The sequence below is a fragment of the Streptomyces sp. NPDC020996 genome (assembly GCF_040641355.1).
Taxonomy (GTDB): Bacteria; Actinomycetota; Actinomycetes; order Streptomycetales; family Streptomycetaceae; genus Streptomyces.
In genome coordinates this window covers 20,792-33,047 of sequence record NZ_JBFADM010000052.1, presented here as the reverse complement: position 1 = coordinate 33,047, position 12,256 = coordinate 20,792, and the positions used below count along the sequence as shown (strand labels likewise).

At 72.2% G+C, this 12,256-nt stretch carries 8 protein-coding genes and 1 pseudogene; 5 read left to right on the top strand and 4 right to left on the bottom strand.

Annotated features, from left to right (window positions below; translation table 11 throughout):
* Positions 1 to 87: 87 nt before the first annotated feature.
* On the top strand, positions 88 to 1,188 hold the full coding sequence (locus AB0G63_RS28990; RefSeq protein ID WP_360756027.1) for an NADH:flavin oxidoreductase/NADH oxidase: 1,101 nt from the start codon (positions 88 to 90) through the stop codon (positions 1,186 to 1,188).
* 151 nt (positions 1,189 to 1,339) lie between these two features.
* Here AB0G63_RS28990 and AB0G63_RS28985 read toward each other — a convergent pair whose 3' ends face one another.
* The 4 genes from AB0G63_RS28985 to AB0G63_RS28970 all read right to left on the bottom strand — a co-directional run bounded on the left by AB0G63_RS28985 (position 1,340) and on the right by AB0G63_RS28970 (position 6,230).
* Positions 1,340 to 2,977, bottom strand: a complete 1,638-nt coding sequence (locus tag AB0G63_RS28985; protein ID WP_360756025.1) for a hypothetical protein — start codon at positions 2,975 to 2,977, stop codon at positions 1,340 to 1,342.
* A 345-nt stretch (positions 2,978 to 3,322) separates the two neighbouring features.
* Positions 3,323 to 3,781, bottom strand: coding sequence for a DUF5709 domain-containing protein (locus tag AB0G63_RS28980; protein WP_360756111.1), 459 nt, complete (start codon positions 3,779 to 3,781; stop codon positions 3,323 to 3,325).
* Between the two features lie 117 nt (positions 3,782 to 3,898).
* Entirely contained in the window at positions 3,899 to 5,149 is a 1,251-nt protein-coding gene (locus AB0G63_RS28975) for an aromatic ring-hydroxylating dioxygenase subunit alpha (protein WP_360756023.1), read from the bottom strand.
* Positions 5,150 to 5,393: 244 nt separating this feature from the next.
* Positions 5,394 to 6,230 (bottom strand): alpha/beta hydrolase, encoded by an 837-nt coding sequence (locus tag AB0G63_RS28970; protein ID WP_360756021.1) that lies wholly within the window; start codon positions 6,228 to 6,230, stop codon positions 5,394 to 5,396.
* A gap of 349 nt (positions 6,231 to 6,579) precedes the next feature.
* Between AB0G63_RS28970 and AB0G63_RS28965 the strand changes: the two genes are divergently transcribed.
* The 4 genes and pseudogenes from AB0G63_RS28965 to AB0G63_RS28950 all read left to right on the top strand — a co-directional run bounded on the left by AB0G63_RS28965 (position 6,580) and on the right by AB0G63_RS28950 (position 12,193).
* The gene (locus AB0G63_RS28965; protein ID WP_360756019.1) at positions 6,580 to 7,305 is read left to right on the top strand and encodes an alpha/beta hydrolase; all 726 of its coding nucleotides are present in this window, start codon (positions 6,580 to 6,582) and stop codon (positions 7,303 to 7,305) included.
* Between the two features lie 153 nt (positions 7,306 to 7,458).
* Positions 7,459 to 7,653 (top strand): annotated as a pseudogene (locus AB0G63_RS28960) (pirin family protein); the annotation flags it as partial.
* A 430-nt stretch (positions 7,654 to 8,083) separates the two neighbouring features.
* Complete coding sequence (locus AB0G63_RS28955; RefSeq protein ID WP_360756108.1) at positions 8,084 to 9,265, top strand: MFS transporter; 1,182 nt, start codon at positions 8,084 to 8,086, stop codon at positions 9,263 to 9,265.
* A 183-nt stretch (positions 9,266 to 9,448) separates the two neighbouring features.
* Positions 9,449 to 12,193, top strand: coding sequence for an AAA family ATPase (locus AB0G63_RS28950; RefSeq protein WP_360756017.1), 2,745 nt, complete (start codon positions 9,449 to 9,451; stop codon positions 12,191 to 12,193).
* Positions 12,194 to 12,256 lie beyond the last annotated feature (63 nt).

Below are 12,256 nucleotides of genomic sequence, written 5' to 3'. Positions count from 1 at the left end.
ATTCGCAGGGGAGCGTGTTCCGCGTCCGCGGGGTGCGCCACCCGTCCGCCGTCCGCCGTCCGCTCAGGACACTGACAAGGAGTCCGTGTGACCTCCCTCTTCACGCCCTACGATCTCAGGTCGCTGACCGTCCCCAACCGCATCTGGATGGCCGCGATGTGCCAGTACAGCGCCGCACCCGAGGGCGAGGCGGTCGGTACTCCCACGGACTGGCACTTCACGCACCTGGCGGCACGGGCCACCGGCGGGGCAGGACTGATCATCACCGAGGCCACGGCCGTCAGCCCGGAGGGCCGGATCAGCCCGTACGACCTCGGCATCTGGAACGACACCCAGGCCGCCGCGTTCCGCCGCATCACCTCCTTCCTGACCTCGCAGGGCGCCGTCCCCGGCATCCAGCTGGCGCACGCCGGCCGCAAGGCGTCGACCGAGCGGACCTGGGTCGACCGCGGCCGGCAGATCCGCCCGGACGAGCCCTACGGCTGGCAGCCGGTCGCCCCCAGCGCTCTCCCCTTCGACGCCTCCGCCACCACTCCGGCCGAGCTGACCGCGGACCAGATCCGCGACGTCGTCCGGCAGTTCGCGCAGGCCGCCGAACGCGCGCTGGGTGCGGGGTTCCAGGTCGCCGAGGTCCACGGGGCCCACGGTTACCTGATCCACGAGTTCCTCTCCCCGCACAGCAACCACCGCACCGACGAGTACGGCGGCTCCTTCGAGAACCGGATCCGCTTCGCCCTGGAGGTCGTCGACGCCGTGCGCGCGGTGTGGCCGGAGGAGCTGCCGGTGTTCTTCCGGGTCTCCGCCACCGACTGGCTCAGCGAGAATCCCGAGGACGACCGCGAGGGCTGGACCGCCGACGACACCGTCCGCCTCGCCAAGGAGCTGCAGGCCCGCGGCGTCGACCTGATGGACGTCTCCACCGGCGGCATCGCCCCCGGCGCGCGGATCGAGACCGGTCCCGGCTACCAGGTGCCGTTCGCCGAACGGGTGCGCAACGAGACCGGCATGCCGGTCGCCGCCGTAGGGCTGATCACCGAGCCGGCCCAGGCCCAGGAGATCGTCGCCTCCGGCCGCGCCGACGCCGTTCTCCTGGCCCGCGAGCTGCTCCGCGACCCCTACTGGCCGCGCCACGCCGCCGCCGCGCTCGGCGGCCAGGTGCCCACGCCCGCCCAGTACCACCGGGCCTGACCGGCCGGTGGGCGGGACACCGGTTCCCGCCCACCGGCACGGGCCTGCGCCGCCCGCGTGTCCGCTCGCGGCTCGTCACGGCAACGGCATCGTGCCCCCGTTCAGGCATCCCACACGTGTGTCGCCGGCATTCCTGGTCCCCCGTCGCCCCCTAGAGACCGAATCCGCCGATCACATCGCTCATCGGGTAGCTGTAGATCTCCCGCTTGCACGACGAGCAGGCGCTCGACGCGTGCTCGCTCAGTGACCAGAGCTGAGGCGCGAGACCGGTGCCCCTGCCGTGCGTCAGGTACAGGTCCTCGGGGCCGATGGCCGACTTCAGGACGGTCGAAGCGGCGACCAGGCGGTTGGTGCCGTCGACCGTCTGCACGGTCGCCTGCAACAGGCGGCCGGTGCTGTAGCCGTTGCTGCGGTGGAAGTACCACTTGCCCTCGTACCGCATGACCCCCTGGATCTTGTGCCACAGGGGTTCGCCGTTGAACGTCCCCGTGGCCGGCAGGCCGTAGGCCGCGTCCGCGTCGGCAAGGGTGCCCGCCGCGCCTTCGACGGCTGTCGTCAGCGCGGTCATCGGGTAGGTGGCGACCCGGCCGGGGCTGTCGCCGCCGGCGTTGAGGTTGCAGTACTCGCCGATGACCATGTGGTCGGTGCCGGTGCGGTCCAGGGAGACGTACGACACCTTGGGCCGGCCGGTCGAGTAGCACTGGCTGTTGTCCGTGCTCCCGCCGTTCTTCGCCGTCGTCATCTTCAGCGAGGCGACCTGGGGCATGACGTACCGGTAGCCGAAGCTGTACCAGACGTTGCTCTGGCGGCCGATCAGCTTCTTCTCCGTGACGTCGCTCGTCAGCCCGTCGGGCGTCGGGTCGTTGACCGAGTCGTCGTTGTCCGGGTTCAGGTCCAGGATCTGGCGCATGTCGAACACCCGCAGCCCGTTGGCGGTGTCGGCGACGTACAGGTAGTTGCCGTACCAGGCCATGCCGCCCGCGTGGATGCCGTTCTGCGCCGCGCAGGACGACGTCACGACCGACACGCACGAGCCCTCGCGCGCGTGCAGGGCGTCGAACGAGATGTGGCTCTTGGAGTTGACGTACGGCCAGACCAGCAGCACGTGACGGTACTCGTGCGAGGTCGTGTTGAAGAAGCTGACGCGGACGCCCTTTTCGTTGCAGGCGTCGGCGGCGGTGGACAGCAGACAGTTGTTGAGTCCGCCCGAGGCGTAGTCGCTGCGTCCCGGGTTCTGCGCGTCGTAGGAGGCGACGGCCAGCGGGTTGGAGTCAGAGGTCCCCCAGGTCTCGTCCTCCTGGGCGTCCGAGATACCGGTGATGGCCTGCGGCACCCACTCCGTGGACGTGGCGTCGTCACTCTTCCAGCAGACGCGGTGGTAGGGCGCCAGGTCGGAGTCGTAGATCGTCTTGGTGCCGCATCCGTCGTCCCAGGCGGCGTCCCGGTTGGTGTTCTCCACCTTCATGAGGTCGGTGAGGGTCTCTTTGGGCAGTGCGGCGTCCAGCTGCGACACCAGCCCGCTGAGGTCGCCGCCCTTCTTCAGCTGGAAGTCCCCGGCGCGGCCCGCGACCAGCGTGGAGGTCCCGGTCGAGCCGGCGCCGGCGAAGTCGTCCTGCTCCCCGGCGCCCTCGTCGTCGAAGTTGTCGTCCGGCATACCCGCTTCGTAGGCGGTGGTGGGATCGTCCGCCGCCGCGGCGGGGGCGGCGTTCGACACCGGCACGAGCCCGAGCAGCACGCCGGTCACCAACGCACGGACGACGAAGCGCGCCCTGCGGGAGGGTCTTCCCATCTGGAGCCTTTCCGTCAGGCATGGCTGACACTCCATCAGCCGCATGAGGGAAGAACGTTAGCAATCATGATCGGCGGATTGCATGCACCTGTCAGCCACGCGCGGGGCGGGATCCGGCCGCCGTGCCGCGCACGGTGCGCAGCACGCCCCGGGAAGTGGACGTCCTGGAGCGCCAGGCGCAGTGGCCCGTCCCACAAGTCGGGAGGTCAGGTCAGGACAGGTCATCCGACGGTGGCGTGCTGTCGCGAGCGGACTGTGCGCACACGTGTGCCTCCGGCCGGCCGGTGCCGGACAGGCGGTGACGGCCCGCCCGAGGGCGGACGAGCCGTCACCCGGACGCTCTGCTCAGCCTTCGAGGTACGCGTCGGACTCGACGACGAGGTGCATGGCTGCCTCCTCCGCCGAGGCACCGGCGCCGTCCAGGCCCACGTCGGAGGCGAACAGGTCGGATCTTCCGGTCAGTTCATCGCCCTCGTCGGGCGCGAGGAGACGGCCGGCGCGTTCGTCGCCGACCTCCGCGTCCAGGGGTTCGCCGTCGGTGTCCCAGGTGTCCCCGATGCCGTCGCCCAGCCGTATCGCGACGTCGGGTTCCTCCTCGGCCAGACGCTCGTCCAGGCTCTCCCCGCGCAGTCGCTCGGCCGCCGTGACGCCGGTGTGCTGCACGCCCCACGGCCGCTCCGGAGGCGAGTACCCCTCGTCGAGGGCCTCGTCGCCCGCCCGGTAGTCCAGAGTGTCCGAGGCGTCCAGCAATCCGGCGTCGTCCTGCACCTCGGAACCGTCCGGCTGGTAGACGTCGTCGCCCATCGCTTCGTCGGTCAACTGCACTCCTCGTTCCCGGTTAGGCGCGGCGCGACGGTTCAGCCGTCCCGTCCGCGCCTTCGATCCGCCGGCCCGCTCCGGGCGACGGCGAGCGCCCGGCGTTCACTCTCCGTCGTCCGCCCGGCCGCCGTTCCCACCGGCGGACCCGCCCGGTCCCGGGTGGCTGTGGCCGTCGGTCGACGCCGGGCCGTCACACGCCGGGCCGTCGCACGGCGGGGTGGTCCCGCACGCGGCAGGCCCGCGTTGCCCGCATCGGCCGGGAAGCGGGACGCCATTGGCCCGCAGCACTTCGCGGACGTCCAGGATCAGGGGGAAGACCTCCTGGTTGCGGTCCTCGCCCTGCTCGTCCCACGCCCGCTGTTCGGCTTCGACGGCCATGCGGTCCTCGGCGAACACCCGCTCGGTGAAGCGCCTGATCAACGGCCAGGCCAGATGAAGGACGCCGGGCACCCGGGGCTTCTCGATCATGAGCAGCCCGTAGGCGCGACACGTGCGCTGCTCAGCGTCCTCGGGCACGTACGCCGCCCAGAGGCGGAATGCGGGACGCTCGGCCTTCTCCGGGACCAGGTCCAGCGTCTGGTACGGGTATTCGGTCCGGATGGTCATCACGTCGGCGGAATCCCCGCCGCGCAGGCCCTCGCCGGCCAGCAGACCGGCTCCGAGGTTGCGCCTCCCGCCGGCGTGGGTGAACAGGTACCTGGCCTCCACGGACCGTGCGGACGTCCGGTGTTCCAGCAGTTCGGGGTGGAGTCTGCCGACCACGCCCCGGTGGAGGAACTGGTGGTTCATGTCGAGCAGGTTCTCGTGCATGAACGAGTAGTGGCAGCGTACCGACCGGGAGAAGGTCATGGTCCGGTACCGGGGCGAGCCGAACGCCGGCAGCACGGGCAGCGCGGTGGCCGATGCCTTCCGCGGGTCGCCGGGAAACACGTACACCAGGCCGTAGGCCTCGTGGACGGGGTAGCCGCGCACGCCGCGCGGCGGACGTCGGTCGCCCTTGGACAGGTACGGGATCTGGGAGATCCGGCCGTCTCCTCGGTAGGCCCACGCGTGATAGCAGCAGCGGAGCGCCTCACCGTCCACGACGCCCATGCTCAGCGGCACCTGACGGTGGGCGCACCGGTCCTCCAGCGCGTGGACCGCGCCGCTCTCCCCGCGGTAGAGCGCGATGCGCTCACCGGCGAAGGCGGTCGCGATCACCCGGCCCCTGCGCACGTTTCTCGACAGAGCCACCGGATACCAGTGGTCCGGGTTCGCCCCGAGACGTCTCAGGTCGACGGGACCGGGACCCGGGTCCTGGCGTCCTCGGGGGCGCCGACGTCCACCGGCTGCGTCGACGTCGGTGTCGGTCATACGTCTCCCCTCGCCACGGGACGGCACCCGCCCATGCTGACCGTCGCCCGCCGCCATGGCCCGCCCAGCACGTCCGGACGGGTGAGCGGCACGGCCGCGGCGGCGGCCGCGCACCCGAACGTCCCGGCCGCGCACCCGAACCTCCCGGCCGCCGCCCGGACGCACGCGGGGCAGCGTGCTCCGCCCCGCGGACGAGCGGTACCGCTTCAGCGGCGGCGGTCTCTTCCGGTCGTGCTGCTGCCGGTCACTTCCTCAGGAAGGCGAGGAGCGCGGTGTTGACCTCCTCCGCGTGGGTCCACAGCAGACCGTGCGGAGCTCCCTCGATCTCCACGTAGTCGGCGGACGGGAGCGCCTTGTGGAAGGGGCGCGCGGTTCCCTCGACGGGCAGGATGCGGTCGCCGGTACCGTGCAGGATCAGGGCCGGCACGTCGATGGCCGGGATGTCGGCCCGGAAGTCGGTGTACCAGGTGGACGGCGCTGCGGCGGCCGCGAAGAAGCCGCCGCCCGCCGCGACGTTCCAGCTGTTGCGCACGGCCTCCTCGCTGATCCTGCTGCCGAGGTTCTCGTCGAGGTTGTAGAAGTCCTTGTAGAAGTCCGTGTAGTACGCGTAACGGTCCGCCTTGACCGCCGCGACGACGCCGTCGAAGAACTCCTTCGGGGCGACCCCGTCGGGGTTGTCGTCGGTCTTGAGCAGGCAGGGCTCCAGCGAGGCCAGGAAGGCGACCTTGGAGACCCGGGCGGTGCCGTAGGCGGACACGTAGCGGGCGACCTCTCCGGTGCCCATGGAGAAGCCGACCAGGACGGCGTCGCGCAGGTCGAGGGTCTCCAGCACGGTGTTCAGATCGGCCGCGAAGGTGTCGTAGTCGTATCCGGTCGTCGGCTGGCTGGACCGGCCGAAACCGCGGCGGTCGTAGGTGATCACGCGGTAGCCCGCGTCCAGCAGCACGGCGCTCTGCCGCTCCCAGGAGTGGCCGTCGAGCGGGAAGCCGTGGATGAGGACGACCGGCTGGCCGGCGCCGTGGTCCTCGTAGTACAGGTCGATGGTGGTGGAGTTCTCCTGGCCCACGGTGATGTATGGCACGGGTTACGTTCCTTCGTCCGGAGTGGCTGGCGCGCGCAGGACCACGCTTCGTCTCGGCATGCGCGGCGCGGGATGTCCGCACGCTAGGGCGGGCGTCGCGCCGTCTGTTGTCCTCGGGCGCACCGCTTGTTGCCTGGCAGTGCCAGGACACCGCCCTGCCGAGGCGCCCGAAGTCCACGCCTCCTCGCGGGCGCGGACGGACCACAGGTGATGCACCGGCAGACAAGACACCTTCCCGGCCGCTCCTAATGTGCTGTGCACACCCGCGGTCCGTCCCGGTGAGGCACCTCGGTCGAGGCGGTGGTTCCTCACTCGGCCGATCGCCACGACATCCACAGGGAGCTGCCCCGTGCCCCGTTCCGACCGCGCGACCGTCGTCCTGGTCCACGGCGCCTTCGCCGATGCCTCCGGCTTCGCCCGTGTCATCCCGGGCCTGATCGCCCGCGGCCTGGACGTGGTGGCCCCGGCGGTGCCCAACCGCAGCCTGCTGTGCGACTCCGCCTACGTGGCCTCGGTCGTCCGTCAGACACCCGGGCCGGTCGTCCTGGTCGGGCACTCCTACGGCGGTGCCGTCATCACCGTCGCCGGGGTGGAGGACAACGTCAGAGCGCTGGTCTACCTGGCCGGTTACGCCCTGGAGGAGAACGAGAGCCTGGGCGAGCTGCAGGGCGGCTTCCCGGACTCCGACCTCGCCTCCGCCCTCGTGTACACGCCGTTCCCGGCCGACGGTTCGGCCGCCCCAGGCACCGATGTGTCGGTCGAGATCGACAAGTTCGCCTCTGTCTTCGCCGCCGACATCGACCCCGGCCTCGCCTCCGTGCTCGCCGTCTCCCAGCGGCCGCTGGCCGCGCAGGCCTTCAGCGAGAAGGCGCCGAGCGCGGCCTGGAAGACCAAGCCCTCCTGGGGTCTGGTCGCCACAGCCGACCACACCCTCGACCCGGAGGTGCAGCGGTACGGTTACCACCGCGCCGGCATGACCACCGTGGAGGTCGACTCCTCGCACCTGGTGATGCTCGCCCACCCCGAGCGCGTCGTCGAGCTGATCGAGGAGGCGGTGCGGGCCACCGCCCCCTGATCCGGAGCGGGCCCGCGGCCGACCGCCACGGGGCCCGGACCGCAGGCCCGCGGTCGCTCTTCCGAGCCGCCCGGGAACCCCGAAGCGCCCCGCACGCGCGCCCGTCCCCGTCGGTCCGGGCATGTGCCGCCCGCACCGCCCTGAAGGAACTCGATGAACTCACCGATCCCGCCGCAGGTCGACGTGCTGTCCGCACGGGACGTGCCCCTGGGCGGCCCACGAGCCATGACCGTACGGCGCACGCTGCCGCAGCGCGCCCGGACACTGATCGGCGCCTGGTGCTTCGTCGACCACTACGGCCCGGACGACGTCGCCGACACGGGCGGCCTGGGCGTCCCGCCCCATCCAGCCGGCTCACGGTCTGCAGACCGGTGTGGCTGATGCCGTACCCGCCCGTCATCGGCCGCAGCCACGACTGTGTGGCGAAGTTCCTCGAGAGGCACGACGAGTTCGCCGACATCGCCGACCCCGTGACGCCCGAAGTCCTGCGCTGGCTGGAGACCGTGCCGGAGCGGCGTTCGCCCGGCCGGGCGAACGTCGCGGCGTTCATCTCCGGTCGCGATAACCGATATCCCGAACCATCGCAGCGAGGGAGGAAGAAGCAAGGGGCGGGTCACGCTGAGGCCTGTGTGACGGCATCGAGGAAGCTGCCGGCCATTCCACAGCACTCCCGCCCGCGCCGGTCCCACCGGCCCGCTCCTTCAAGAAGGCGCACATGTCCGCATCGTCCGAGCTCAGGACCCCGCACCGGCCCGCGACCGCACCGGCCCCGCACGGCGTGCCGGGGTGGCTGGTCGCGCTCCTGGCCGTCGCCTCCGGCATGACGGTCGCCAATCTCTACTACGCCCAGCCCCTGCTGTCCTCGCTGAGCGGTGTCTTCCACACCAGCACGGGCACCGCCGGCACACTGATCACGCTCACCCAGGTCGGCTACGTGATCGGCATGCTCTTCCTGGTCCCGCTCGGCGACCGGCTGGAGAAGCGCAGCCTGGTCACCGTCCTGCTGACGGTCACGACGCTCGCCCTCGTGGCGGCTGGGCTCGCCACCAGCTTTCCCATGCTGCTGATCGCCTCGCTGGTCAGCGGTGCCACCTCGGTCGTCGCCCAGATCCTCGTGCCGTTCGCCGCCGGCCTCGCTCCCGACCACGCCCGCGGCCGCGTCGTCGGCCGGGTGATGAGCGGGCTGCTCACCGGAATCCTGCTCTCCCGCACGCTGAGCAGCGTGGTGTCCGACCTCGCCGGCTGGCGCGTCGTCTTCCTCGGCTCCGCCGCCCTGATGGCCGTGCTCGCGCTGGCCCTGCGGCTGGCCCTGCCGCGGCACGCGCCGACCACGGCCCTCCCGTACCACCACGTACTGCGCTCCACCGTCCGGCTGGTGCGCACGCACCCGGCACTGACGCGGCGCGGTCTCTACCAGGCGGCGATGTTCGGCGCCTTCAGTGCCTTCTGGACCACGGTCTCCTTCGTGCTGACCGGCCCCCGCTTCCACTACTCCCCGATCGGGGTCGGCGCGTTCGCCCTCGTCGGCGCGGCCGGCGCGGCCGTGGCCCCGTTCGCCGGCCACTGGGCCGACCGTGGGCTCGTCCGCCCCATGACCGGCGCCGCCTTCCTGGCGGCCGCGCTGGCCTTCGCGCTCGCCGGGTTCGGCGGGCACAGCGTCGTACTGATCGCCCTGGCCGCGATCGTCATCGACATGGCCGTGCAGACCACCCTGATCCTCGGCCAGCACACCGTCTACCAGCTCGACCCCGCCGCGCGAGCCCGCCTCAACAGCGCCTTCATCGCCATGTTCTTCGTCGGTGGCGCGGTCGGCTCCCAGCTCGGCTCCGCCGTCTACCACGCCGGCGGCTGGACCGCCCTGACCGTCCTCGGCACCGCCCTCCCCCTGATCGCGCTCCTCTACTGGACCACCGAGCGCCGACCGCGCACGGCGGCCGAGCCGGACACCGCGAACCTGTGACACCGGCCGGCAGCCGGGAAGCCACGGCAAGGGTTCCGTCACGGTGGGCCGGAACAGGGGTCCACGATCCAAGGTCAAGATCATTGCTACTCCGGCGGCCGGATATGCTGCCGCCTGGTGCGGTCACTCGTCGGCATCGGGCGGCGTCCGGCAGACGAGTGCGGGCCGGAAGGGGCGTAATCAATGGGGTCGGGCGAATCGCTGACCCGTAGCGGTCTGCGCGGCCGAGAGGCCGAACTGGAAAAGGTGCGGACACTGATCGCCTCGGTGGCCCGCACCGGAAGCGGCGGGCTCGCCCTCATCCAGGGGGAGCCGGGCATCGGCAAGACCACGCTCCTCGCGGAAGCCGTCACCAGGGCCGGGGCAGCGGGGTTCTCGACCGGCCTGGGCAAGGCCGACGAGCTGCACCGCATCGTGCCGCTGTCGTCTTTGGCGGCCTGCGTCCTGCACGGCGATCAGCCGCTGCTGTCCGGCGACGCCTTCGCCGATCTCGCCCGCAACCAGGATCAGCGGATCTGGCTGGTGGAGCGCCTCGCGGAGGCGATCGAGGACAGGGCGCGCAGTACTCCGGTGCTGATCGCCCTGGACGACGTGCAGTGGGCCGACCAGCTGAGCCTGTTCGCCCTGAAGCAGCTTCCGGCACGCCTGCGGACCTCGCCGGTTGTGTGGATACTGGCCGGCCGCCCGGATCCCGCCGGGCCGGCGGAGGAGATCGTCACGGCCGCCGCCGACGCGCTTCCGACGGTCACGGTGCCCTTGGGACCGCTGTCCGGCGCGGCCATCAGCCAGCTCGCCGACGACGTGCTCGGGGCGGCCGTCGACGAGCGGGTGCGGGACCTGCTCGAGGGGGCGGGCGGGAACCCGTTCCTCGCGGTCGAGATGCTCACGGGACTGGACAGCACCGACCTCGCGGGCGACTCGGTGCCGTCGACGCTCGTGGTGGGAGTGCGCGGCAGACTCAGATCCCTGCAACCCGGCACCCTGCGCTTCCTCCAGATGGGAGCCGTGCTGGGGCGCGCTTTCGGCTTCCCCGACGCCGCCGCGCTGTGCGGCCGGACGCCCGCCGCGTTGCTCCCGGCGCTCGACGAGGCGATGCGCGCCGGGCTTCTGGACGACGACGGCGACCATCTGGTCTTCCGTCATGATCTGCTGCGCCAGGCGGTCTACGTGGGTATCCCGCCGTCCGCCCGGAAGGTGCTGCACCGGGAGGCCGCCGGTCACCTCGTTGCCGCGGGCCTCCGGCCGATCGAGGCGGTGCCGCACATCCTCAGGGGCGCCCTGCCCGGGGACGAGGAGGCCGTGGCGCTGCTGCGGCGGGCCGCCGAGGACGTGCTGCCGGTCACGCCGTGCCTCGCGGCCGACCTCATGACGCGCGCCCTGGAGCTGGTGCCGCCCGGACGGCCGCTGATGTTCGACGTGGGTGAGCAGGCGATCCTCGTCCTGACGCGGGCCGGCCGGAGCCGGGAGGCCCTGGCGACGGGCGACCGGCTGCTGGCCTGCCGGCCGCCGCTGGAGGCGCTCAGCCGGCTGCAGGCCGCCCTCGGCGGGGCGCTGTGGCAGATGGACCTCGCCGAGGAACTGCGCCGCCGCACCGAATCCGCCCTCGCCGTCGCGGGCGCCGCCCCGGAGGCCGGGGCGAGACTGGCCGCGCTGCGGGCGCTGGCCCTGTCCCGCGGGCCTGATCTCGTCGCGGCGCGTGAGGCCGGCGAGGCCGCGTTGCGTGCCGCCGTCGCGATCGGCGACCGGGAGGCGCACGTCCTGGCTCTCTCCGGGCTCGGCGAGATCGCGCAGAACGCGGGTGAGAACGCGCTCGCGCTGGAGCGCTTCGCCGCGCTCACCACCATCGACGCCGCTTTCCTGCCCGAAGAGATCGTCGCGCACCTGCACACGGACGACTTCGCGTCCGGCGAGCGACTGCTCCTGCGGGCGGCGGAGAGCGCCGGGGCCACGCGTCAGGCGATGCTGCTGTGGGCGCAGGGCCAGCACGATCTGGGGCTCGGCCGGCTCGACGACGCCGACGCCGGCTTCGCGACCATGGAGCGCCTGGAGGACGACGTACAGGTACCCGTGCAGCAGGTGAGCGGCCGCGTGATCCGCTCCCGGATCGCCCTGCTGCGCGGCGACCGGGAGGCGGCGCGGGAACACCTGGTCGCGGCGCGGGACAGACTCGCGGTCAAACCGAACCCGGGCAACACGGCCGCGGTGCGTTTCCTGGAAGCGGTCCACGCCGAGGCGGACGGGGACGTCGAGCGTGCCGTCGCCGGGATCCGGCAGGTGCAGGCGGAAGGTTCCTTCATGCGGTGGCGGCTGTTGCGCGACTGGGTCGACGCCGCGATACGCATCGCCCTGCGCGGCGCGGACCACGAACTCGCCGGGGACCTGGCCGCACAGGCCGGGGACCACGCCCGGCGCAACCCTTCGGTGCCGACCGCCACGGGTATCGCGGCGCAGGCCCTCGGACTCGTGCGGGACGATCTCGCCCTGCTGGAACGCTCCGTGAGCCTGCTCGAGGCGAGCCCCCGCCCGCTGGTACGGGCCGCCGCCTGCGCCGACCTCGGACGGGCGCTCCTCGCGGCGGGCCGGAAACGCCGGGCGGCCGCCGCCCTGACGCACGCCCAGGACATGTTCGCCAGGTCGGGCGCCCACGCGGCAGCGGCCGGCCTGCAGCACGATCTGGACGGTGCGGGGGCCGGCAGCCGCAGGGCAGCGGCCGTGCAGCGCCCCGTTCAGGGCTGGGGCGCCCTCACCGCCTCGGAGCAGAAGGTCGCGCGCCTCATCGCCCAGGGTCACACCAACCGGTCGGCCGCCGACCTGCTCGTCGTCTCCCCGCACACCGTCAACACTCACCTGACCTCCGTCTTCCGGAAGCTGGCGGTCAACTCCCGGGTGCAGCTGGCGAATGTGGTCATGGCCCTGCCCGACGGCTGAGTGGATCATTGGTACGTTCACGCGATGTCCCGCCGGCCCCGCCCGCGCTTGGCTGGGGGATCG